The sequence below is a fragment of the Halomonas lysinitropha genome, from assembly GCF_902500215.1.
In the GTDB taxonomy this organism is placed as follows: Bacteria; Pseudomonadota; Gammaproteobacteria; order Pseudomonadales; family Halomonadaceae; genus Halomonas; species Halomonas lysinitropha.
This window is the reverse complement of record NZ_CABVOU010000047.1, coordinates 19,004-40,235: the sequence shown is the minus strand read 5'-3', so window position 1 is coordinate 40,235 and position 21,232 is coordinate 19,004. Positions and strand designations below refer to the sequence as shown.

Genomic DNA, 21,232 nt, shown 5'->3' with positions numbered 1-21,232 from the left:
GGAGCCTATCTCTCGTTTGATCGGCTCTGCGCTGAGGTCCATCGCCTGCTCGGGGACTATGGCACGGGACGCACGATTAATTATGCATAATCACTTAGTGCTTCCAGAACGTTACGTCTCGTGATTCCTTGTCGTAGGTGCTCGACCGTAATGTGTTGTCATATTCACGGTCGCGGCGATACTGCTCCAGGTAGTCGTTAGCGGCTTCGGCAAATGACTTTCGAATAGGGGTTGTCGCGCTAATGCTGACTGTCGGGACAGCTGACTGTTCAGCTACTGGCGGTCCGAAACGACGATCGATGTCATCGAAGAACCTGCTGACAGCGGCCTGATTGATCTCCGGGCAACCGTAGTCAGCTTTGAATCGTTGGCCACGATACGTGCCTGCCAAGTAGCGGAGGACCAGCCCGCCTTCTGGCATGTCGGCTGGAGCAGCCGTTACCTGAGCGAATGGCATCGCTCGAAATGGCTCCTTGGGGTGATCTGAGGTCTTTTGTGAGCTGGAAGCTGCTGGGGTATTGCTCCGGCTGTTTTTGGTCCGGAGAAGCTCGTTCAGGGCGGCTAAGCCCTCGTGAGCGGTCTGGAGGTCGTCCACTGACTGATCATTCCTCAAGGCGTCGAAGAATTCCTGAAAGGCCAGCCAGGTTTGCATTGCTCGTCGCTTGGCTGTGACCTTGCAGGCCGTTCTGAGGCTTTGCCTGACTTCTCGCTTACCGCCGAGCTGTTGTCGGAGATCGTGCGGGATGACGATCCTTGCGTAGAAGGTCGTCTGGTGTCGGCTCCGAGTCAGGTAGCTTCCGTAGGCCATGGGAGACTCCAAATGTCGCACCGAAGTGTGACACCTTCCACGGCTGTAAGCCTTTCTGACTCAAGGAGTTAGGACTCATGCAGGCTCGGGGCGAACCTGGTGCGGATGGGGAGACTCGAACTCCCACGCCCGAAGGCACCAGGACCTAAACCTGGCGTGTCTACCAATTCCACCACATCCGCACGGGTAGGCAGGCGGCGCTATTCTACGGACGCCACCGCGCAAGTCAATCGCCATCGGGCAGTTCCAGGTGCTCGGCCGCGGATTCGGCCATGGTGCGTGCTTCACCGGTTCCCAGCCACGGGATAATGCCCAGACAGGGCGCGGAAAGCGTGGCCTCCAGGGTGGCCAGGTTGTCGCGGTAGAGGGCCGCGTCGCTGGCGAATTCAGGGTCTACCAGGCTACCGGACCAACCGGCCAGGGTCAGGCCATCTGCCCGTATCGCCTCGGCGGTGAGCCGTGCGTGGCTGATGCAACCCAGGCGCAGGCCCACCACCAGCAGCACCGGCAGCTCGAGCCGTACGGCCAGGGCCGAGAGGTCTTCAGACTCGTTCAGGGGCACTCGCCAGCCGCCGGCGCCCTCGACCAGGGCCAGGTTGTGCCCCCGTTCGAGCAGCGGCCGCGTCCGTTCGACCAGGGTGTCGAGGGCCAGCGTCAGGCCGGCCCGGCGGGCGGCCAGGTGCGGGGCGATGGCCGGGGCGAAGGCAATGGGGTTGATCGAGTCGTAGTCCGTTGCGGGATGGCTCTGGGCCTGCAGGGCCAGGGCATCGGCATTGCGCAGGCCCTCGTGGGTCGCCTCACAGCCGGAGGCCACGGGCTTGAGGCCCAGGGTGGACAGGCCGCGTCGGCGCGCCAGGGCCAGCAGGCCGCTGGTGACCAGGGTCTTGCCGGCATCGGTGTCGGTGCCGGTGACAAAAAAGGCGCTCATCTCAGGCGTCGAGTTCCAGGGTCAGGAGGCGATAAGTCACGGGCAGGCCCTCTGGCTCGCGGAGAGCCTCGTAGCGCTGCGCCGCCCGTGCCAGGTCGGCGCGGGTGAGTCGGCCCCCGGGCCTGGCGGTCTGGGCGCCGACGCCCTTGATGGAGGCCATCACCGCGGTGAGGTCCGGATAATGGAAGCGGGCGGTCTGCTCGCGGCAATCGAGATGGCGAAAGCCCGCCTCTCTGGCCGCGGCGTGATGACGGGGAGCGTCGCGGAAGCCCAGCAGGCCGGCAGGCTGGCCGGGGCGCGACCAGACCTGGCCGACCTCGGCCAGGGTCCCCGGTCCCAGGGTGTTGATCAATGCCCGGCCCCCCGGGCGCAGGACGCGACGAAGCTCGGCCATCACGGCGTCGAGGTCCGGGCACCACTGGATCGCCAGATTGGAGACCACCAGATCCTGGCTGGCGTCGTCCAGCGGCAGGGCGGCGGCATCGCCGCACAGCCAGCGGGCTGCGTTGGCGTGTGTGCGGCGGGCAACCTCGAGCATGCCGGGGGCCAGGTCCAGGCCGATGACCGTGCAGCCGAGACCGAAGCGCTCGGCCAGCTGCGCGGCCATTTCGCCCGGCCCGCAGCCCAGATCCAGCACTCGCTGGGCACGCTCGGGAAGGCGGGACAGCAGCGGCTCGGCCATGATCCGCTGGGCTACGGCGCGCTCGGTATATTCCGGCGCGGCGCGGGAGAAGGCACGGGCCACACGGGCCTGCCAGTCATCTCGCCGGCGCGCGCTCCGGGCGTCAGGGGTGGAGAGCGACAAGGCGGTCATGGTGAGGGCTCCACGGCGGAGGCGATGCCAGCGAGGCAGGCGGCCAGCGAGGCCGGCTGGCTGAGCATCGGACAGTGGCCGGCATGGCTCAGGCGATGGTCGGCGCTTTCGCGCCGCGCCGGGGCGAGCAGCGGGTCTCGTTCGCCGGCGACACGCCATATCGGGCAGGGGGCGCCGACCAGGCGGTCACCGTTATCGAGCTCGGCGAGCTGGTCGAGCCCCGCGGCCAGGGTGTTACGGTCGACGCCGCCGTGATCGTCGAGCAGCTCGCGCAGCTGCCGGTGGGCCGCACGCGGGTCGGGCTCCCCTCGCAGCTGCCAGCGCAGGAAGTACCGGTGGGTGGTGTCCGGGGCACGCGCGAAGGCCCGCTGAAAGGCCCTCAACTCTGCCGTGGAGATGCCCTCCTCATGACAGAAGTCCCCACCCATGCCGATCAGCACCAGGGCGCGGGGAGCGGGCAGGTGGTCGAGCAGGGCGGCAGCCAGTAGCCCGCCCAGTGACCAGCCCACCCAGATGGCGTCCGCTGTCAGCTCGTCCGCCATTTCCTTGGCCATCTGGGCCAGGCTGCCGGGATTCGCCAGGGGGGAGCGGGCCCCGTAGCCGGGCCAGTCCGGGGCGCTGACGGCAAGTGCTTCGGACCAGTGCCCGGCCAGCGGCTGCCAGAGTCGCGCATCGCAGCCCCAGCCGGAAAGCAGCACGAGGGGCGTCATGAAATGGCCTCCCCCTCAGCGATGGCGTCTCGGGTAGAGCAGTCGGCCAGTACCTCGAGCAGGGCGTCGAGGTCGGCATCCGTGTGAGCGGCGCTCAGGGTGATGCGCAGCCGTGCCTGGCCGCGGGGCACCGTGGGTTCGCGGATCGCTCCGACGGCCATGCCACGCTCGGCCAGCCAGGCCGCCCAGCACATCACCCGCTGGCTGTCGCCCAGCACCAGCGGCTGGATCGGCGTGCTTGAGGCGGCCAGCGGCAGCCCCAGGGTGGCGGCCTCCTTACGAAAGCGACGGATCCGGGTGTGCAGGCGGTCGCGACGCTCAGGTTCGGCCTCGAGCAGCTCCAGGGCCTTCAGGGTGGTGGCGGCCACGCCCGGTGGCTGGGCCGTGGTGTAGATGTAGGGGCGGGCGAACTGGATCAGGTGGTCGATCAGCGCCTGGCTACCGGTCACGAAGGCGCCGGCGGAGCCCAGCGCCTTGCCGAGCGTGCCGACCAGCACGGGGACTCGCTCGATGCCATGGGCACGACCCACGCAGCCGTCGCCGGCCTCGCCCAGTACGCCCAGGCCGTGGGCATCGTCGACCATCAACCAGGCCCCGTGGCGGGTGCTGGTCGCGGCCAGTCCCGCGATATCGGCCACGTCGCCATCCATGCTGAATACCCCGTCGCTGACCACCAGCCGGCGCCCGTCATCCGCAGCGCGTGCCAGCAGCCGCTCGAGGTCTCCCAGGTCGCCGTGGTGGAAGCGTCGCGAACGGGCCCCGGCGAGCCTGGCGCCGTCGATCAGCGAGGCGTGGTTCAGGCGATCCTGGAACACCCGGGTGTCAGAGTCGCAGAGCGCCTGCAGGGTGCCGAGGTTGGCCATGTAGCCGGTGGAGAAGAGCAGCGCCGCCGGTCGGCCGGTGAGGGTGGCCAGGCGGTGTTCCAGGGCCTCATGCACCGCGAGGTGGCCGCTGACCAGGTGAGAGGCCCGGCCACCGGCGCCGTAGTGTCGGGCACCCTCGGCCTGAGCCTCAGCGAGACGCGGGTCCCCGGCCAGGCCCAGGTAGTCATTGCCCGCGAAGTCGAGTACGGCCCCGGGAACACGACTACGGCGTGTTCGCCACAGACCGCGAGCCCGGTGTTCGCTGCTTCGCCCGGCAAGCCACGTCGCCCAGCTGTCGCCAGGTGCCGCCATGCGGACCTCAGGCCTCGGTGGTGGCGTCGTAGGACAGGGCGGCGGCCCGAGCGTCGAGCGCTGCCGCGGCCCGACGTGCCGCCCTGGCTTCAAGAGCGGCTTCCAGGGTGGCCTGCTGGCGGGCATCGTCGGCGCATGTTTCTCTGCGCTCGGGATGCAGCCCCAGCTTGGCGAACAGCGACCGGTCCTGATCCACCTGGGGGTTGCCCGTGGTCAACAGCTGATCGCCGTAGAAGATCGAATTGGCGCCGGCCAGGAAGGCCAGCGCCTGGGTGGATTCATTCATCTGCTCACGACCGGCGGAGAGGCGTACGTGGCTTTCCGGCATCAGGATGCGCGCCACGGCGATGGCGCGCACGAACTCGATGGGGTCGAGGTCCTCCACGTTCTCGAGCGGCGTGCCCGGGACCTTGACCAGCATGTTGATCGGCACCGACTCCGGGTGCGGCTCGAGGCGCGCCAGCTGCTGGAGCAGAGCGGCGCGGTCTCGGGGCGCCTCCCCCATGCCGAGTATCCCCCCGGCACAGACCTTCATGCCGGCCTGACGCACCTTGCCCAGCGTCTCCAGGCGATCGGCGTAGGTGCGGGTCGTGATGATCTCGCCATAGTACTCGGGCGAGGTGTCCAGGTTGTGGTTGTAGTAGTCGAGCCCGGCCTCGGCCAGGCGGCCGGCCTGGTCGCCGTCGACCATGCCCAGTGTCATGCAGGTCTCGAGCCCCAGTGCCTTGACCCGACGGACCATCTCCAGCACCACATCGAGGTCCCTCTCGCGGGGGCTCTTCCATGCCGCTCCCATGCAGAAGCGACTGGCACCGGCCTCCCGGGCGGCCCGGGCCTGCTCGACCACCTTCTCGACCTCCAGCAGCTTCTCCTTGCCCAGGCCGGTGTTGTAATGCCCCGACTGGGGGCAGTACTTGCAGTCCTCGGGGCAGGCGCCGGTCTTGATCGAGAGCAGGGTCGAGACCTGCACGGCGTTGGGATCGAAGTGGGCGCGGTGGACCTGCTGGGCATGAAACAGCAGTTCGTTGAAGGGCAGGGCGAACAGCGCCTCGATCTCCTCGACCGTCCAGTCGTGGCGGACCTCGCCTCGCGGGGCTAGGGTCAGGGAAGTGGCGCGGGTTTCGTGGGGCGCAGGCGGCATGATGGGCTCGCTTATGGTCAACTTAATATTCAAATCAAGGTTGACGAATAGCCTAAAGCTTGCGGCTGCCATGTCAACCGCCTGGAAATCACAGGTTGACGGATGGCTGAGCCGTGCCTTACCCGGCCGCTGCGTTTTCTGCCTGGCTTCCTTGCCCAGTGATCACCCCTGGTGCGAGGCCTGTTTCACGGAACTGCCCTGGAACCTGCCGGCCTGCCCCGTCTGTGCGGAACCCCAGCCGGGCGCTGCCACGGGGCGTCGCTGTGGTCACTGCCTGCGTCGCCCGCCTCGGTTCGACCGGGCCCGGGTACCGCTGCGCTATGACGCCGAGGTGGCCGGCCTGGTGCAGCGCTTCAAGTTCGATGCGTCGCCGAGAGCCGGCCGGGTGTTACTGGAATTGCTGCTGGCGGGACTGTCTTCGGCAGACCGACACTGGCCCCAGGCGCTGGTGCCGGTACCTCTGCATCCACGGCGGGCCCGTGAGCGGGGCTTCGATCAGGCGCGCTGGCTGGCTGTACGCCTGAAGGGACAGCTGGGCTGCCCCCTGATGCCGGCGCAACGTATTCGCGACACCCGCACCCAGCGTGGCCTGGACCGTGGTGAGCGGCGCAGCAACCTGCTCCGTGCCTTTCGTGTTCCGGAAGGCCTGCCACGGCGGGTGGTGCTGGTGGATGATGTCATGACCACCGGGGCGACGCTTGACGCCCTGGCCAAGGCCTGCCGCCAGGCCGGCGCCGAGGAGGTGCAGGCCTGGGCGGTGGCCCGGACCCCGGCAGGGAGACACTGAGGGGCGCTTCCCTGTTAGCATGAGGCCCTCGATTCTCCGGGAGCCCCCATGGAAACCACCCTACATCCCTTCGCTCAGCTTTCACCCGCCCGGGTGGTGGCGGCGGTGGAGTCGCTCGGCTTCTGGCTGCCCGGCGAGCCCTTCACGCTGAACAGCTACGAGAACCGGGTCTTCCTGGTGCACGACGAGGAGCGCCGCCGCTGGGTGGTGAAGTTCTATCGCCCCGAGCGCTGGACGGACGCCCAGATTCGCGAGGAGCATGACTTCCTGGCCGAGCTCGCCGCGGCCGAGGTGGCCGTGGCCGCCCCTTGGCGAGATGCGCTGGGTGAGAGCCTGCACCGCGCCGAGGGCTTCCGCTTCACGCTCTTTCCCCACCTGCCGGGGCAGGCACCGGAGCTGGAGCATCCGGCTCACCTGTTCGCCCTGGGCGAGCTGATCGGCGCGGTGCATGCCGTGGGCGAGCGGGGGCGCTTCGCGCACCGTCGTTCACTGGACCTGGATGGCATGGTGCTAGAGGCGCGGGACAAGGTGCTGGGAAGTCGCTGGCTGGGCCGTCATCAGCGCCAGGCCTACGAGCGCATCACCATGACCCTGCATCGCCAGCTGGCCGCCCATGCCTGGAGCGCGGAGCAGGCGATTCGCGTGCAGGGCGACTGCCATATCGGCAATATTCTCGGCCGTGACGAGCAGTTTGCGCTGGTCGACTTCGACGATTGCCTGATGGCCCCGGCGATCCAGGACCTGTGGATGCTGTTCACCGCCCAGGAGGAAGGGGAGCGCCAGATGCAGCTCTCCGAGGTCGCCGAGGGCTACGAACAGCATCGCGATTTCGACCGCCGCGAACTTGCACTGGTCGAGCCGCTGCGCACCCTGCGCCTGCTGCGCCACAGCGCCTGGCTGGTGGATCGCTGGGAAGATCCCGCCTTCCCGCTGGCGTTTCCCTGGCTGGCCGATGCCGGCTACTGGGATGGGCACCTGCGGATGCTGGAACAGCAGCGCCAGGTACTGGAGGCCAGGCCTCGCTGGCTGGCCTGAAAGGCGCCGGTGGCGTGGAACCTTCCAAGCGAGACGCACCCCTGAGGGTGCGTCTCGTCGTGGCCGGGAGCGTTCAGTCGTCGTCGGGGCTTGGCGCCTCGGCGGGAATCGGGTTGGCGACGCCGTCGCCCTCGGCCTGGCGGCGTTGCTCATTGATTCTGGCGGCAGGGTTGTCCTGTTGCTCGATGGCCAGCTCGCTGGCCAGGCGCAGCTGAAAGCTCTGCTCCGGGGTCAGGTGGCAGTTGCCGTCCTGGCAGGCGGCGAGTCCGAAGTCGCCGTCACTGCCGTAGGCGGCAGCGGATATCTCGCCGCTGTAGATCTCGCTGTCACCGCCGTCGGTCTCGATGCAGGTCAACGACTGCGTGGTCAGGCGGATGCGCTCGCCGTCGATGCGCGCGTCACCGATCAGCACACAGTATTCAGGCAGGGTATGGGAGGCATTGCCATCGGCTACCGGATGGATCAACAGATCCTCGTGTTCCGGTGTCTGCGCGGACAGTGTCAGGTCGTCGATGACCTGGACGTCGATGGTGGCATCGGTTGGCAGTTCGAGGGTATCGCTCATGGCCAGGGTCGGCATCGCCAGCATGGCGGCCATCAGCACAGTGGCATGGGTCTTGATCATGTCGGGCTCTCGAGGGTGACTTGGGCACAGCATGAAACAACTCTCATTCTACCACAGGGTGGGCGGACCGGCAGCCGGCCCCTGGGGGAGAAAGACGCGACACGTTGTCACTATCCGGTGGCGCCCGTTGCCTGCGTTGCCGGATGTCATGGGGTAGACTGGTAAGTCCTGAGACTCTTTTATTGTACAAAATTTAAATCTTGTATATCTTTTGTTCATGATCTGATGGCCAGGCCATCAAAAACGTAGCGGACACCGACATTGCCACGGGGCCTGACCATGACCGAAGAACTCTCCAACCACTACCGCCGAATCATCCACGAGTTGGGTGAGGACCCCGACCGGGAAGGTCTTCGCGACACCCCGAAGCGGGCCGCCAAGGCGATGCAGTTTCTCAATCGCGGCTATACCCAGTCGCTGGAAGAGATCGTCAATGGTGCGGTATTCGAGTCCGAGACCGACGAGATGGTGCTGGTCAAGGACATCGAGCTCTACTCCATGTGCGAGCACCACCTGCTGCCCTTCATCGGCAAGTGCCACATCGCCTACCTGCCCAGTGGCAAGGTGCTGGGCCTCTCCAAGTTCGCACGTATTGTCGACATGTATGCCCGACGCATGCAGATTCAGGAGAACCTGACTCGCCAGATTGCCGAGGCGGTACTGCAGGTCACCGAGGCTCGTGGCGTGGCAGTGGTGATCGAGGCGCGCCACCTGTGCATGATGATGCGCGGGGTAGAAAAGCAGAACTCCAGCATGACCTCTTCGGTGATGCTCGGCGCCTTCCGCGAGAAGCAGAGCACGCGCCAGGAATTCCTCACTCTGGTCAACGGCCGCTGAATCCCACGCAAGGAGCTCCGCCATGTCGATGCATGTCCTGGACGACCAGCACCTCGACCATGATCTCGCCACCATCCGCATCAAGAACCTGCGGCTGAGGACTCATATCGGCATCAAGGAGGACGAGATCAAGAACCGCCAGGACGTGGTGATCAATGCCGTGATTCGCTATCGCGCCGAAAAGGCGGTCGAGTTCAACCATATCGAACAGGCGTTGAACTACCGCACCATTACCAAGGCAGTGATCGCCCTGGTGGAGGAGCATCGCTTTCTACTGCTCGAGCGCATGACCCGCGAGGTGCTTGACCTGATCATGAGTCATGATCAGGTGCTGACCGCCCAGGTGGAGATCGACAAGCCCCATGCGCTGCGCTTTGCCGATTCCGTCTCCATTACGCTTTCCGATACTCGCGAGCCGCGTCGGCCTCGTTGAGCCTCGATCCCGGGTTCGCGATACGAAACCCGGTCGGCGATAAAGGACCTCGGTGCTTGGTGCACCGGGGTCTTTCGCTTAGCATGGGGGTAAACCGACAAGAGGCCGCCCGTGCGGCAGGAGATGAACATGCAAGCCCTCAAGGAAACGCAGCTCTATTGTCCTTTCGCCTACATTGACGGCAGTTGGGTCGCCGCCGACAGCGGCGAACAGATCAACGTCCTCAATCCGGCTACAGGGGAGCCCATGGGCGACGTGCCGCGCCTGGGACGTGCCGAGACCGAGCGGGCCATCGCTGCGGCCGATGCTGCCCTGCCGGCATGGCGCGGAATGACCGCTCAGGAGCGCGCCGATATCCTGATGAAGTGGCACGACCTGATGCTTGAGAATCAGGACGACCTGGCCATGATCATGACCTTCGAGCAGGGCAAGCCGCTCAAGGAGGCCGCCGGTGAGATCGCCTATGCGGCGAGCTTCCTGCGCTGGTTCGCCGAGGAAGCACGGCGTGTCTACGGCGAGACCGTTCCCGCCGCCAAGGCCAACCAGCGCATCGTGGTCACCAAGCAGCCTGTCGGTGTGGTGGGTGCCATCACCCCCTGGAACTTCCCCGCGGCGATGATCACCCGCAAGGCGGGCGCGGCCCTGGCGGCCGGCTGCACCATCGTCGTCAAGCCGGCCAGCCAGACCCCGTTCTCCGCCACCGCCCTGGCCAAGCTGGCCGAGCGGGCCGGCGTGCCGCGCGGGGTGTTCAATGTGGTACCGGGCCGCGCCTCCGAGATTGCCGCGGCGATGACCGAGTCGCCGCTGGTGCGCAAGATCACCTTCACCGGCTCCACCGAGGTGGGTCGCCAGCTGATGGCCAAGGCCTCCCGGCATATCCAGAAGATCTCCCTGGAACTGGGCGGCAATGCCCCCTTCATCGTCTTCGAGGATGCCGACTTGGACGCCGCGGTGGAGGGGGCCATGGCCGCCAAGTTCCGCAATGCCGGCCAGACCTGCGTCTGCACCAACCGCTTTCTGGTCCAGTCCAGCGTGGTCAACGCCTTCTGTGAGAAGCTGGCGGTCGCCATGAACAGCGAGCTCAAGGTGGGCGACGGCACCCAGGATGGGGTCAACATCGGCCCGCTGATCGATGACAAGGCGGTGGCCAAGGTCAGCGAGCATGTCCATGACGCCGTGGACCAGGGCGCCGAGCTGCTGCTGGGGGGCCATCCGCATCCGCTGGGCGGCAACTTCTTCTCGCCGACCCTGATCAGCTTCGCCAATTCCCAGATGAAGGTCGCTCAGGAAGAGACCTTCGGCCCGCTGGCGGCGGTCTTCCCCTTCGAGGACGAGGAAGACGCCGTCAGCATGGCCAACGACACCGAGTACGGCCTGGCCTCCTACTTCTACTCCCGGGACCTGGGGCGTGTCTGGCGCGTCGCCGACGCCCTGGAATACGGCATGGTGGGCATCAATACCGGGCTGATCTCCAACGCCGCCGCGCCCTTCGGCGGGGTCAAGGCCTCGGGCCTGGGCCGCGAGGGCGGCCACCAGGGCCTGGAGGAATTCCTGGAGACCAAGTACCTCTGTATCGATCTGGGCTGATAGCGCCGAGCTACAAGCAAGCCCCGAAGGCCGCGACCTTCGGGGCTTGCTTTTGCATAGTAGAAAATCATCTTGGCCGCTTGGCCGCTTGGCCGCCAGCGTCAGTGCCTGAAGTGGCGCATCCCGGTGAAGACCATGGCGATGCCCGCCTCGTTGGCGGCGTCGATCACCTCCTGGTCGCGCATGGAGCCGCCGGGCTGGATCACGGCGGCGATCCCGGCGGCGGCGGCGGCATCGATGCCGTCGCGGAAGGGGAAGAAGGCATCACTGGCCATCACCGAGCCGGGGACCGAGAGGCTTTCGTCGGCGGCCTTGATGCCGGCGATCTTGGCCGAATAGACGCGGCTCATCTGGCCGGCGCCCACGCCGATGGTCTGACCGGCCTTGGCGTAGACAATGGCGTTGGACTTGACGTGCTTGGCCACCTTCCAGGCGAAGGCCAGATCACGCATCTCCTGTTCGCTGGGCACCCGCTCGGTGACCACGGTCAGCTCGTCGCGGCCGACCATGCCCAGGTCGCGGTCCTGCACCAGCAGGCCGCCGGTGACGCGCTTGAAGTCGTGGGCGTGCTGGCGTTCGCCGGGCCATTTCGCGCCGACATCGAGCAGGCGCACATTCTTCTTCTCGGCGACGATGGCCAGCGCCTCCTCCTCGATGCCCGGGGCGATGATCACCTCGACGAACTGGTGGTCGATGATGGCCCGGGCGGTCTCGGCATCCAACGCCACATTGAAGGCGATGATACCGCCGAAGGCGCTGGTGGGATCGGTGGCGAAGGCCTTTTCATAGGCTTCTCTGGGGCTTGCCCCCACCGCCACGCCGCAGGGGTTGGCGTGCTTGACGATCACGCAGGCGGTGTCGGTGAAGGCCTTGACGCACTCGAAGGCGGCATCGGTATCGGCCACGTTATTGAATGAGAGGGCCTTGCCTTGCCGCTGGGTGGCGGTGGCTACCCCGGGCTCGTTAGCGTCGGCTTCCACATAGAAGGCGGCACTCTGGTGAGGGTTTTCGCCGTAGCGCATGGCCTGCTTCTTCTGGAACTGCAGGTTGTAGGTGCGCGGGAAGCCATCCTCGCCGCCGGGTACCCGCTGACCCAGGTAGTCGGCGATGGCGGCGTCGTAGCCGGCGGTGTGCTCGAAGGCCTTGACCGCCAGATCGAAACGGGTGGCATCACTCACCGCGCCGTCTCCGGCGGCGATCTCACCCAGCACCCGGGCGTAGTCGCCGGCATCCACCACGATGGTGGTGTAAGCATGGTTCTTGGCGCAGGCACGCACCATGGTCGGGCCACCGATGTCGATATTCTCGATGGCGTCGTCGAGGGTGCAGTCGGGTCGCGCCACAGTGGCCGAGAAGGGATAGAGGTTGACCACCACCATGTCGATGGGCTCGATGCCGTGTTCCTCCATTACCGCATCGTCCTGGCCTCGGCGGCCCAGGATGCCGCCGTGGATCTTCGGGTGCAGTGTCTTGACCCGCCCATCCATGATCTCGGGGAAGCCGGTGTGCTCGGAGACCTCGGTCACGGCGATGCCGTTCTCCTGAAGCAGGCGGAAGGTGCCCCCGGTGGAGAGCAGTGCGACGCCCTGCTCCACGAGGCCGCGGGCAAAGTCGATGATGCCGGTCTTGTCGGAGACGCTGATCAAGGCGCGGCGAACCGCGGCAGAGGAGGCTTGGGCCATGGGAATCACTCTTGTGTCAGTGGTGGTGAATGGAGCGGCGAGATGACGAAGGGTGGTCAGATCAGGCCATGGTGCTTGAGCTTCTTGCGCAGGGTACCGCGGTTGAGGCCCAGCATCTCGGCGGCACGGGTCTGGTTGCCCTGGGTATGGTCGAGAACCGAGGCAAGCAGCGGGGCCTCGACCTCGGCCATCACCATGGCGTAGAGATCGGTGACGCTGCTGCCATCGAGATGATCGAAGTAGCGGCTCAGCGAGGCTTCCACGGCTTCGCGCAGGGGCCGGTCGTCCTGCGGACCCGGGCGAAGGACGACGCCTTCGCCCCGTAAGGTGAGTTCACGAGAGGCCCGGGCATCCGGCTCGGGCAACGCGGCATTCTGGTCAAGGGGTTGGCTGCTGGTCATGCGGCACAGATTCCATCCGGTGCCACGGCCCGGGCAATGCGACCTGGCGTCGCGGCAGGGTCGTGACGAAAGAGTTCATCGATGAAACGGCGCTGGGCATGGCGACTCTCCAGGCCGTTGAAGGAGGCCCGCAGAGTGCGTCGCCCGGCGTCGTCGAAGCGTTCGTCTCCGGCCAGGTACCAGCCGAGATGCTTGCGCGCGATGCGTACACCCTGATGCTCGCCGTAGAAGTCATGCAAGGCAGCAAGGTGATCGCGAAGGGCGGTGGCCCGCTCTTCATCTCCAGGCGGGGCAAGCCGCTGGCCATGGCGCAGGTAATGATCGATCTCGCGGAAAATCCAGGGGTTGCCCTGAGCAGCACGGCCGACCATTACCGCATCCGCCCCAGTATAGTCGAGGATCCGGCGTGCCTTGGCGGGAGAGTCGATATCGCCGTTGGCGAACACCGGGATGCCCACGCTGCCCTTGATGGCGGCGATGGTGTCGTACTCCGCCTCGCCGGTGAAGCGCTGCTGGCGATGGCGACCATGTACGGCCAGGGCCTGGATGCCGACCTCCTCGGCAATGCGCGCGACCCGCACGCCATTGTTGCTGTCGGCGCACCAGCCGGTGCGGATCTTCAGGGTCACCGGCACGTCGACCGCGGCGACCACCGCCTCGAGAATTTCCGCCACCAGGGCCTCGTCGCGCAGCAGGGCGGAGCCGGCGGCCTTGTTGCAGACCTTCTTGGCCGGGCACCCCATGTTGATGTCGATGATCTCGGCGCCCATCGCGGCATTGAGGCGCGCGGCCTCGGCGAGCATTTCCGCGTCGCCGCCGGCAATCTGCACGCTGCGCGGCCCTGGCTCGCCACGATGATCCATGCGCAGCCGGGATTTGCGGGTATGCCACAGGCCGGGATCCGAGGTGACCATCTCGCCCACCACCAGGCCGGCGCCGAAGCGTCGACACAGTGTCCGGAACGGGCGGTCGGTGACTCCCGCCATGGGCGCCAGTATCACGCGGTTGGGCAGTTGGTGATGGCCAATGCGGGGCAGGGGGCGAGAGTCGATCATGGTCGGGGCCGCTGGTGTCAGGGGTTGCATATCATACGCCCCCGGCCGGCGTTGGTGAACCGCTGCTCAAGGCGAATGCCTGTCAGGGGCGGCGCCCGGAAAGTCGAACCCAGCCTTCGCGGATCTCCGGCTCGTCCATGACCAGACCCCGTCCACGATAGGCATCCAGTACTTCCCCGGCCTGGCCCTCGAGTATGCCCGAGAGGGCCAGGTGGCCCCCTGGCGCCACGCGGCCGGCGATCTCGTCGGCCAGTTCCACCAGGGGGCCGGCGAGAATGTTGGCGACCACCAGCGGGAATTCGCCTGCCTCGAGCTGCTCGGGATAGCAGAGCCGCAAGTCGGCCTCGGCCACGTCGTTGCGCCGGGCGTTGTCGCGGCTGGCCTGGAGCGCCTGGGGGTCGATGTCGGTGCCGGTGGCTTGCCGTGCCCCGAGCTTGAGAGCGGCGATGGCCAGGATGCCCGAGCCGCAGCCCACATCGAGCACCTCCAGACCCTGGAGATCGTGGGCCACCGCCAGGCCATCGAGCCAGGCCAGGCAAAGTGCCGTGGTGGGGTGGGTGCCGGTACCGAAGGCCAGTCCCGGGTCCAGGTGTAGGTTGACGGCGTCGGGCTCCGGCGGAGCGTGCCAACTGGGCACGATCCACAGCCGCTCGCCCATGCGCAGGGGATGGAAGTCGTCCATCCACTCGCGCTCCCAGTCGCGATCGGCGAGCAGCTCGACCTCGACCTCGGGGCAGGGCTCCTCGGGGAACTCGGCGGCCCAGGCCTGGCGCACCCGGTCGAGCATCGCATCAATGCCCTCCAGGTCGTCGTAGAGGCCGGTGAGCACCGTCTCGTCCCACAGGGGGGTGGTGCCTCGCTCCGGCTCGAAGACCGGGTCGTCGAAGGCATCCTGGAGGGTGATGGCGGTAGCGCCTTCAGCGAGCAGCAGCTCCTCGAGGAGCTCGGCGTGCTCGGGAGCGATGCGGGCCTTCAGTTGCAGCCAGGGCATGGGGCGTCCGTAATAGTCGGTTAGGAAGTAAGGGCGGGGTCTGGTGGAATGTGCAGGTGGCTCGGGGCTGATCCGGCGACAGGTTTGTTCGGGGGCGCTGTGAACCCTTCCCTGGGCGCTACCGACGCCATCCCTGGCGTAGGACCCCCTCCAAGCCTGTCCCCGGCGCCCCTCGCTGCTGGCACAGGAGAGGCGTTCGGGAGATACCGCGTGCGTTGAGGCTACAGCCCCAGCTTCTTCTCTAGGTAGTGGATATTGACGCCGCCCTGCTGGAAGTAGCCGTCGCGCACCAGGTCCTTGTGCAGGTCGGTGTTGGTCTTGATGCCCTCCACCAGGAGCTCGTCCAGGGCGTTGCGCATGCGGATCAGTGCCGTCTCCCGGTCCACGCCCCAGGTGATCAGCTTGCCGATCAGCGAGTCGTAGTGGGGCGGCACGGTATAGCCCGTGTAGACGTGGGAATCCATGCGCACGCCGAGCCCGCCGGGCGGATGGTAGAGCGTCACCTTGCCCGGAGAGGGCATGAAGGTACGGGCATCCTCGGCGTTGATGCGGCACTCGAAGGAGTGACCGGCGAGCTTGACGTCCTCCTGGCGGACCGACAGCGGCAGGCCTGAGGCGATGCGCAGCTGCTCGCGGACGATATCCACGCCGGTGACCATCTCGGTGACCGGGTGCTCCACCTGGACACGGGTATTCATCTCGATGAAGAAGAACTGGCCGTCCTCGTAGAGGAACTCGAAGGTGCCGGCGCCACGGTAGCCGATAGTGACGCACGCCTCCCGGCACGCCTCGAGCACCTCGGCGCGGGCGGTCTCGTCGATCCCCGGGGCAGGGGCTTCCTCGATCACCTTCTGGTGACGTCGCTGCAGGGAGCAGTCGCGATCGAAGAGGTGGATGGCATTGCCCTGGCCATCAGCCAGCACCTGGACTTCCACGTGGCGCGGATTCTCGAGGTACTTCTCCATGTAGACGGTGCCGTCGCCGAAGGAGGAGTAGGCCTCGGTGCGGGTGACGTTGACCGCAGACAGCAGGTGGGCCTCGGTATGCACCACGCGCATGCCGCGGCCGCCGCCCCCGGCAGCGGCCTTGATGATGACCGGGTAGCCGATACGGCGAGCCACGGCGAGGGTGTCGCCCTCATCGTCATCCAAGGGGCCGTCGGAGCCGGGCACCGTCGGTACACCGGCCTTCTTCATCGACTCGATGGCGCTGACCTTGTCGCCCATCAGGCGGATGGTCTCGGCGCGGGGGCCGATGAAGGTGAAGCCTGAACGTTCGACCTGCTCGGCGAAGTTGGCGTTCTCGGAGAGGAAGCCATAGCCGGGGTGGATGGCGCTGGAATCGGTGACTTCCGCGGCGCTGATCAGCGACGGTATGTTCAGATAGGAGTTTGCCGAGGAGGCCGGACCGATGCACACGGCCTCGTCAGCCAGGCGTACGTGCATCAGCTCGCGGTCGGCCGTGGAGTGGACCGCCACCGTCTTGATGCCCAGCTCCTTGCAGGCGCGCAGGATGCGCAGGGCAATCTCGCCGCGATTGGCGATGAGGACCTTGTCCAGCATAAGGAATCCGCCAGTTTGGTGAATAATGAAGACAGATGGGCGTCAAACGATGACGAGCAGCGGCTGGTCGAACTCGACGGGTTCGCCGTCATCGACAAGAAAGGCCTCGATCACGCCGTCTCGATCGGCCTCGATCTGGTTCATCATCTTCATCGCTTCGACGATGCAGATGGTCTCGCCCTTCTTGACGCTCGATCCGATCTCGACGAAAGCCTTGGAGCCGGGTGCCGGAGAGCGGTAGAAGGTGCCGACCATCGGCGAGTTCACGGTTTGGCCCTTGAAGGCCGGTGCGGCATCCGCGGCGGGCTCATCTGACGGAGATGGTGTCTGGGAAGGCGGTGCTGCCGGTGCAGCCTGGGGCTGATGCATCGGAGGTTGCCAGTTCGTGCCGTCGGGGTGGCGGCTGATACGAACCGACTCTTCCCCTTCCTGGATCTCGATCTCGCTGATATTCGACTCTTCGAGCAGCTCAATCAGCTTCTTGACCTTGCGGATATCCATGACGTTGTCTCGGCCGGTGGGGTTGGGAGTGATCCGGGGTGCTGTCAACCCCGGCCAACTTGCAATAGATCGCAGCAAGATGGCGTGTCTTGAGGTATCTATCGCCCATGAAAGAGCAATTAGGCCGGAGTTTGCCGAAAATCCTCATGAATGTCCAGCCATGCAGGAACACTGTTCGAGGCTGGCGGTCGGTGCTGCTCGGGGTCAACCTTGCCGGCTTTCCAGCCAGTCCAGCACACCCTCCAGATGGCTGGCCAACTCCGGGGCATTCACCTCGCCTTGCACGCGGGCGTCTCGAAGTTCCTCGCTGCCGTCGAAGAACAGCAGGCTGGGCGGACCGAATAGCTGGAAGTGGTCCAGCACCTCGCGGGTGGTGGCGCCGCTGTCGGTGACATCGACGTTGATGCGCCGGAAGCTGGCCAGCTGGCCTGCCACCTCGGGCGCCGGGTAGACCTCGCGCTCCATCACCTTGCAGGAGATGCACCAGTCCGCCGTAAAGTTGACGAAAGCGGGTGCGTCGCTCTTGGCCAGCGAGGCCTGCAGGGCGTCGAGGTCTCCCACGGTGGTGATCGTCTGCGCCGTGCCGCTTGTCTCGGCGGACGCCGCGCCGGCCACGGAGTTGGCGGGCGCCAGGGGTCGCAGCGGGTCATCTCCGCCGCGGGAGGCGCCGATCACCAGGGCGATACCCCACACCAGCAGCACCAGGCCCGCCGCCTGACGGACTCGTGGCCAGCCCTGGGCCTGATTGACGTTCAGTGCTCCCAGCGCCAGGGCGGTACCGATGGCCAGGCCGGCCCAGAGCAGCAGTGAGATGCTGCCGGGCAGCAGTCGCTCCACCAGCCAGATGGCGACCCCCAGCAGCAGGATGCCGAAGGCGGCCTTGACGCCGGTCATCCAGGCGCCCGAGCGAGGCAGCAGGGTGGTGCCGAAGGTACCCACCAGCAGCAGCGGCACGCCCATGCCCAGGGCCAGGGCGAAGAGCGCCGCCCCGCCCATCAGCGCATCGCCGGTGGTGGAGATGAACACCAGGGCACCGGCCAGCGGCGCCGAGACGCAGGGCGAGACCACCAGCACCGACAGCGCCCCGGCCAGGGCCAGGCCGGCGGGGCCGCTGCGCTGGGCGCGGGCCTGCCAGCCGTCGATGCGGCCGGCCAGCCTGGATGAGAAGCGCAGGTCGAAGGCGCCGAACATGGCCAGGGCGAAGAGGGTGAAGAGAACGGCGAAGGTGATCAGTACCGGGGCCGACTGCAGGCGGGCCTGGAGGTTGAGGCCCGCCCCGAACAAGCCCATCAGTATCCCCACGGCGGCATAGGTGAGTGCCATCCCGCCCACGTAGCTGGCCGAGAGAACGAAGGCCCGGGGTCGGGTCGGGTGCTGGCCGACAATGATCGAGGAGAGGATCGGCACCATGGGCAGCACGCAGGGCGTGAAGGTCAGCCCCAGGCCGGCGAGGAAGAAGAGCCCGAGCACCAGCGGCAGGCTGGCGCTGGCCATCAGTGCGCGGAAGCGGCCATCCTCGCTCTGGGGAGGGCCGCCTGTGACATCGCCGCCGGTCGCGGCATCATCACGTCCGGAGGTTTCGTTGGCGGCAGACACCGTGTTGCCGGATGTCGTCCAGCCGGCGAAGACCGCGGGTGCCTCGCCCTCGGGGGCGGTCAGTTCGACCCGCTCCGGTGGGTAGCAGAGGCCAGCGTCGGCACACCCCTGGAAGGTCAGGGTGACGTCCAGCGGGCCCTGGTGGCCCGGCTCGAGGGGTACCTCGAAGACCACGCTGTCATAGAAGACGTTGACGTCGCCCAGGAACTCATCGCTCTTGGCCAGTCCTGGCGGGAGTTCAGGGTCACCCAGTTCAAGGCCGTCCACGGTCGTCTCGATCGCAAACTGGTGCCGATACAGGTAGTAGCCTTCGGCGTTCTCGACCCCTACATAGAGGCTCTCGCCATCGTGCCAGGCGCTGGGCTGGAAGGCCTCCAGGACGGGCAGGAAGGCCTCGTCGTCATTCTGGGAGAACCACTGGGCCTGGGCCCCAAGCGGCAACAGCAGCGTGATCAGCAGGGCGAGTCGCAGGACGATCGGCACAGCACTTCCTTGATGGCGGAGAACGTTGGTTGAGGATACGGCGCGGGTTGGACCCCGTTTCGCGAGGCCGGGTTCCCGTCCATCGGCGTCGAGGCCAAGGTCCTGCTAGGATATCGCAGTAGCAGGGGGCTGTAGATGGTAGCCCATTCGGGAGGCTGCGCCGTATTGTCGCGTTGCCGGTAGCTTTTCATCACCAAGGAAACCTGATCATGGCGTTGACGCAAAAGGGTGCCGCCAGGCGCCGCAGCCGGACCGAGGTACTCGAGCGTCCTGAATATGGCTGGATCTGGAAGCCATTGCTGGTACTGCTGGCGATCTACCTGGTGGTTTGCCTGGGGCTGGGAATCTGGTGGAGCCAAGCGCCGAGAAGCTTCGACGTGGAGCAGGCCGTCTCCGAGCAGCGTGGTACCGGGTCGGGCAGTACGGCGGCTCGTGGGGCCGTGACCACTGCCGCCCTCATGACCCTGATCGAGACCCTCCTCGAGAAACCGGGCGGATATCTGCGCAACGATGTCGCCCCACCCGGACTCTGGCTCGACAACATGCCTGCCTGGGAACTGGGCGTGCTCATTCAGGCCCGTCGGCTCTCGGAGTCACTGCCGGCCATGGAGCAGGCATCGGTTCCGGCGCTTGAGGCCGTGCAGGAGCGCCTGATGGCCGACAGTCGCGACTGGCTCTTTCCCGGCACCGAGAGGCGTCTGGAGCAGGCCCTGCAAGAGCTGGGAGGCTACCTCGATTCGCTCGGGGAGGGCGGTGATGCTGCCTTCGGTGACCAAGGGCAGGGCCTCGCCGCCTGGCTCGAGGCGGTGACTGAGTCGCTGGACGAGTTGGGCCTGCGGCTCTCGGCGAGCATCGGCAGCCGCGATGAGCTGCGCGACCTGGATATCGACACCGGCGCCCTACCGGCACGCACGCCCTGGTATCGGGTCGACAACGTCTTCTTCGAGGCTCGCGGCCAGGCCTGGGCTCTGATGCATCTGCTCAAGGCGGTACGGCGTGACCAGGCCGATGTACTGGGCTCGGCCGGCGTTACCGAGCGCTGGGAGCTGTTGGTGACCGAACTCGAGCGCAGCCAGCGCCGGCTGTGGAGCCCGCTGGTGCTCAACGGTTCGGGCTTCGGCATCTTCGCCAACCATTCGCTGGTACTGGCCAACCACGTGGTGCGGGCCCGGGATCTGGCGCGGGAGGTTGCCGAGGGCCTGGCCGAGGTGACGCCCACCCCGGCACCCACGGCCAGCGAGCCGTCGGTGGTAGAGGTGGAGCGCAGCGAGGGTGCCGCCGAAGAAGTGTCTGCAGAGGAGCGCGAGAGCGAGATGCCACCTCTGAGCGGGGAGGGCGTCGCCGACGATGCCGCCCCTTCTGAGGCCGAGCCGTCGGCGAACTGAGGGGGGAGATATCCCCTAACGTCAACGGGCCGCCCCGGAGAGCGGCCCGTTGCTTTGCCGGGCGATCGGCCGAGGCAGGCCGGCCTGGACTCAGGCCTTCTCGAGGGCCATTACAGCCTTTTCGATGGCCTTGCGAGCGGCCTCGGCGCCTTCCCAGGATTCCACCTTGACCCACTTGCCCTTCTCGAGATCCTTGTAGTTCTCGAAGAAGTGAGCGATCTGCTGGCGCAGGAGTTCGGGCAGATCGGTAACCTCCTGGACATCGTCATAGAGGCTGGAGAGCTTGGGGTGCGGGACGCACACCAGTTTGGCATCCTCGCCGGCCTCGTCGGTCATGTTGAGGATACCCACCGGGCGGGCGCGGATCACGGCGCCGGCCTGGACCGGGTAGGGCGTCACCACCAGGGCGTCCAGGGCGTCGCCGTCGTCGGCCAGGGTATGCGGGATGAAGCCGTAGTTGGCCGGATAGAACATCGGGGTGGCCATGAAACGGTCGACCAGCAGCGCCCCCATGTCCTTGTCGATCTCGTACTTGATCGGCACATGGTTGGCCGGGATCTCGATTGCCACGTAGATATCGTTGGGGAGATCCTTGCCGGCGGGGATATTGTCTAAGTTCATCGTCGCTTTCCTTGGGTTGGCAACAAAGGGCTTGGCGTTTCTGCCAGGCGTAAAATTTGCCGAATTATACGAAGC

The 21,232-nt window shown here is 66.5% G+C and carries 21 protein-coding genes and 1 tRNA gene; 6 read left to right on the top strand and 16 right to left on the bottom strand.

The window, feature by feature from the left end:
- Positions 1-94 precede the first annotated feature (94 nt).
- From HALO32_RS17615 to bioB, 7 genes are all read right to left on the bottom strand, one after another.
- Positions 95-808, bottom strand: a complete 714-nt coding sequence (locus tag HALO32_RS17615) for a DUF6538 domain-containing protein (protein ID WP_151445209.1) — start codon at positions 806-808, stop codon at positions 95-97.
- A 97-nt stretch (positions 809-905) separates the two neighbouring features.
- A tRNA-Leu gene (locus tag HALO32_RS17610) sits at positions 906-990 on the bottom strand.
- 44 nt (positions 991-1,034) lie between these two features.
- Positions 1,035-1,736 (bottom strand): dethiobiotin synthase, encoded by a 702-nt coding sequence (gene bioD, locus HALO32_RS17605; protein WP_151445208.1) that lies wholly within the window; start codon positions 1,734-1,736, stop codon positions 1,035-1,037.
- A 1-nt stretch (position 1,737) separates the two neighbouring features.
- Positions 1,738-2,550, bottom strand: a complete 813-nt coding sequence (locus HALO32_RS17600; protein WP_151445207.1) for a malonyl-ACP O-methyltransferase — start codon at positions 2,548-2,550, stop codon at positions 1,738-1,740.
- Positions 2,547-3,260, bottom strand: a complete 714-nt coding sequence (locus HALO32_RS17595) for an alpha/beta fold hydrolase (RefSeq protein ID WP_151445206.1) — start codon at positions 3,258-3,260, stop codon at positions 2,547-2,549. Before HALO32_RS17595 ends, HALO32_RS17600 begins: the two co-directional genes overlap by 4 nt.
- A complete protein-coding gene (gene bioF, locus HALO32_RS17590) occupies positions 3,257-4,435 on the bottom strand; it encodes an 8-amino-7-oxononanoate synthase (protein ID WP_151445205.1) in 1,179 nt (392 codons plus the stop codon). The genes HALO32_RS17595 and bioF overlap by 4 nt, the downstream gene beginning before the upstream one ends.
- Before the next feature lie 7 nt (positions 4,436-4,442).
- The gene (bioB, locus tag HALO32_RS17585; protein WP_151445204.1) at positions 4,443-5,576 is read right to left on the bottom strand and encodes a biotin synthase BioB; all 1,134 of its coding nucleotides are present in this window, start codon (positions 5,574-5,576) and stop codon (positions 4,443-4,445) included.
- Between bioB and HALO32_RS17580 the strand changes: the two genes are divergently transcribed.
- Positions 5,575-6,363, top strand: coding sequence for a double zinc ribbon domain-containing protein (locus HALO32_RS17580; protein WP_407646896.1), 789 nt, complete (start codon positions 5,575-5,577; stop codon positions 6,361-6,363). The two genes, bioB and HALO32_RS17580, sit on opposite strands and share 2 nt — an antisense overlap.
- A 48-nt stretch (positions 6,364-6,411) precedes the next feature.
- Positions 6,412-7,398 (top strand): serine/threonine protein kinase, encoded by a 987-nt coding sequence (locus HALO32_RS17575; RefSeq protein ID WP_151445202.1) that lies wholly within the window; start codon positions 6,412-6,414, stop codon positions 7,396-7,398.
- A 73-nt stretch (positions 7,399-7,471) separates the two neighbouring features.
- Here the strand turns inward: HALO32_RS17575 and HALO32_RS17570 are convergent, their stop codons facing one another.
- Positions 7,472-8,023 carry a hypothetical protein gene (locus HALO32_RS17570; protein WP_151445201.1) on the bottom strand — a complete coding sequence of 184 codons (552 nt, stop codon included), beginning with the start codon at positions 8,021-8,023 and terminating at the stop codon, positions 7,472-7,474.
- A gap of 279 nt (positions 8,024-8,302) precedes the next feature.
- Here HALO32_RS17570 and folE point away from each other — a divergent pair, with 279 nt between their 5' ends.
- The 3 genes from folE (at position 8,303) to HALO32_RS17555 (ending at position 10,880) form a co-directional block, all read left to right on the top strand.
- On the top strand, positions 8,303-8,860 hold the full coding sequence (gene folE / locus HALO32_RS17565; RefSeq protein WP_151445200.1) for a GTP cyclohydrolase I FolE: 558 nt from the start codon (positions 8,303-8,305) through the stop codon (positions 8,858-8,860).
- Between the two features lie 22 nt (positions 8,861-8,882).
- Positions 8,883-9,293, top strand: a complete 411-nt coding sequence (gene folX / locus HALO32_RS17560) for a dihydroneopterin triphosphate 2'-epimerase (protein WP_151445199.1) — start codon at positions 8,883-8,885, stop codon at positions 9,291-9,293.
- 129 nt (positions 9,294-9,422) lie between these two features.
- Positions 9,423-10,880 (top strand): NAD-dependent succinate-semialdehyde dehydrogenase, encoded by a 1,458-nt coding sequence (locus tag HALO32_RS17555; protein WP_151445198.1) that lies wholly within the window; start codon positions 9,423-9,425, stop codon positions 10,878-10,880.
- Between the two features lie 101 nt (positions 10,881-10,981).
- Here the strand turns inward: HALO32_RS17555 and purH are convergent, their stop codons facing one another.
- The 7 genes from purH to dsbD all read right to left on the bottom strand — a co-directional run bounded on the left by purH (position 10,982) and on the right by dsbD (position 19,151).
- Complete coding sequence (gene purH, locus HALO32_RS17550) at positions 10,982-12,562, bottom strand: bifunctional phosphoribosylaminoimidazolecarboxamide formyltransferase/IMP cyclohydrolase (protein WP_151445197.1); 1,581 nt, start codon at positions 12,560-12,562, stop codon at positions 10,982-10,984.
- A gap of 56 nt (positions 12,563-12,618) precedes the next feature.
- Complete coding sequence (gene fis / locus HALO32_RS17545; protein ID WP_151445196.1) at positions 12,619-12,963, bottom strand: DNA-binding transcriptional regulator Fis; 345 nt, start codon at positions 12,961-12,963, stop codon at positions 12,619-12,621.
- Entirely contained in the window at positions 12,960-14,018 is a 1,059-nt protein-coding gene (gene dusB, locus HALO32_RS17540; protein WP_151445212.1) for a tRNA dihydrouridine synthase DusB, read from the bottom strand. The genes fis and dusB overlap by 4 nt, the downstream gene beginning before the upstream one ends.
- Before the next feature lie 82 nt (positions 14,019-14,100).
- A complete protein-coding gene (gene prmA / locus HALO32_RS17535; RefSeq protein ID WP_151445195.1) occupies positions 14,101-15,009 on the bottom strand; it encodes a 50S ribosomal protein L11 methyltransferase in 909 nt (302 codons plus the stop codon).
- A 221-nt stretch (positions 15,010-15,230) separates the two neighbouring features.
- Positions 15,231-16,571, bottom strand: coding sequence for an acetyl-CoA carboxylase biotin carboxylase subunit (gene accC, locus HALO32_RS17530; protein WP_151445194.1), 1,341 nt, complete (start codon positions 16,569-16,571; stop codon positions 15,231-15,233).
- Between the two features lie 42 nt (positions 16,572-16,613).
- Positions 16,614-17,072, bottom strand: coding sequence for an acetyl-CoA carboxylase biotin carboxyl carrier protein (accB, locus tag HALO32_RS17525; protein ID WP_151445193.1), 459 nt, complete (start codon positions 17,070-17,072; stop codon positions 16,614-16,616).
- A gap of 204 nt (positions 17,073-17,276) precedes the next feature.
- Positions 17,277-19,151, bottom strand: coding sequence for a protein-disulfide reductase DsbD (dsbD, locus tag HALO32_RS17520; protein WP_151445192.1), 1,875 nt, complete (start codon positions 19,149-19,151; stop codon positions 17,277-17,279).
- A gap of 209 nt (positions 19,152-19,360) precedes the next feature.
- Here dsbD and HALO32_RS17515 point away from each other — a divergent pair, with 209 nt between their 5' ends.
- Positions 19,361-20,536, top strand: a complete 1,176-nt coding sequence (locus HALO32_RS17515) for a DUF2333 family protein (protein ID WP_151445191.1) — start codon at positions 19,361-19,363, stop codon at positions 20,534-20,536.
- A 90-nt stretch (positions 20,537-20,626) separates the two neighbouring features.
- On the opposite strand, the gene ppa is transcribed toward HALO32_RS17515, so the two are convergent.
- Entirely contained in the window at positions 20,627-21,157 is a 531-nt protein-coding gene (gene ppa, locus HALO32_RS17510) for an inorganic diphosphatase (RefSeq protein ID WP_151445190.1), read from the bottom strand.
- Between the last annotated feature and the right edge of the window lie 75 nt (positions 21,158-21,232).

Bases quoted from the DNA above. Each gene is read 5' to 3' on its own strand.
- HALO32_RS17615 (WP_151445209.1), bottom strand. From the start codon at position 808: ATGGCCTACGGAAGCTACCTGACTCGGAGCCGACACCAGACGACCTTC.
- bioD (WP_151445208.1), bottom strand. From the start codon at position 1,736: ATGAGCGCCTTTTTTGTCACCGGCACCGACACCGATGCCGGCAAGACC.
- HALO32_RS17600 (WP_151445207.1), bottom strand. From the start codon at position 2,550: ATGACCGCCTTGTCGCTCTCCACCCCTGACGCCCGGAGCGCGCGCCGG.
- HALO32_RS17595 (WP_151445206.1), bottom strand. From the start codon at position 3,260: ATGACGCCCCTCGTGCTGCTTTCCGGCTGGGGCTGCGATGCGCGACTC.
- bioF (WP_151445205.1), bottom strand. From the start codon at position 4,435: ATGGCGGCACCTGGCGACAGCTGGGCGACGTGGCTTGCCGGGCGAAGC.
- HALO32_RS17580 (WP_407646896.1), top strand. From the start codon at position 5,575: ATGATGGGCTCGCTTATGGTCAACTTAATATTCAAATCAAGGTTGACG.
- bioB (WP_151445204.1), bottom strand. From the start codon at position 5,576: ATGCCGCCTGCGCCCCACGAAACCCGCGCCACTTCCCTGACCCTAGCC.
- HALO32_RS17575 (WP_151445202.1), top strand. From the start codon at position 6,412: ATGGAAACCACCCTACATCCCTTCGCTCAGCTTTCACCCGCCCGGGTG.
- HALO32_RS17570 (WP_151445201.1), bottom strand. From the start codon at position 8,023: ATGATCAAGACCCATGCCACTGTGCTGATGGCCGCCATGCTGGCGATG.
- folE (WP_151445200.1), top strand. From the start codon at position 8,303: ATGACCGAAGAACTCTCCAACCACTACCGCCGAATCATCCACGAGTTG.
- folX (WP_151445199.1), top strand. From the start codon at position 8,883: ATGTCGATGCATGTCCTGGACGACCAGCACCTCGACCATGATCTCGCC.
- HALO32_RS17555 (WP_151445198.1), top strand. From the start codon at position 9,423: ATGCAAGCCCTCAAGGAAACGCAGCTCTATTGTCCTTTCGCCTACATT.
- purH (WP_151445197.1), bottom strand. From the start codon at position 12,562: ATGGCCCAAGCCTCCTCTGCCGCGGTTCGCCGCGCCTTGATCAGCGTC.
- fis (WP_151445196.1), bottom strand. From the start codon at position 12,963: ATGACCAGCAGCCAACCCCTTGACCAGAATGCCGCGTTGCCCGAGCCG.
- dusB (WP_151445212.1), bottom strand. From the start codon at position 14,018: ATGATCGACTCTCGCCCCCTGCCCCGCATTGGCCATCACCAACTGCCC.
- prmA (WP_151445195.1), bottom strand. From the start codon at position 15,009: ATGCCCTGGCTGCAACTGAAGGCCCGCATCGCTCCCGAGCACGCCGAG.
- accC (WP_151445194.1), bottom strand. From the start codon at position 16,571: ATGCTGGACAAGGTCCTCATCGCCAATCGCGGCGAGATTGCCCTGCGC.
- accB (WP_151445193.1), bottom strand. From the start codon at position 17,072: ATGGATATCCGCAAGGTCAAGAAGCTGATTGAGCTGCTCGAAGAGTCG.
- HALO32_RS17515 (WP_151445191.1), top strand. From the start codon at position 19,361: ATGGCGTTGACGCAAAAGGGTGCCGCCAGGCGCCGCAGCCGGACCGAG.
- ppa (WP_151445190.1), bottom strand. From the start codon at position 21,157: ATGAACTTAGACAATATCCCCGCCGGCAAGGATCTCCCCAACGATATC.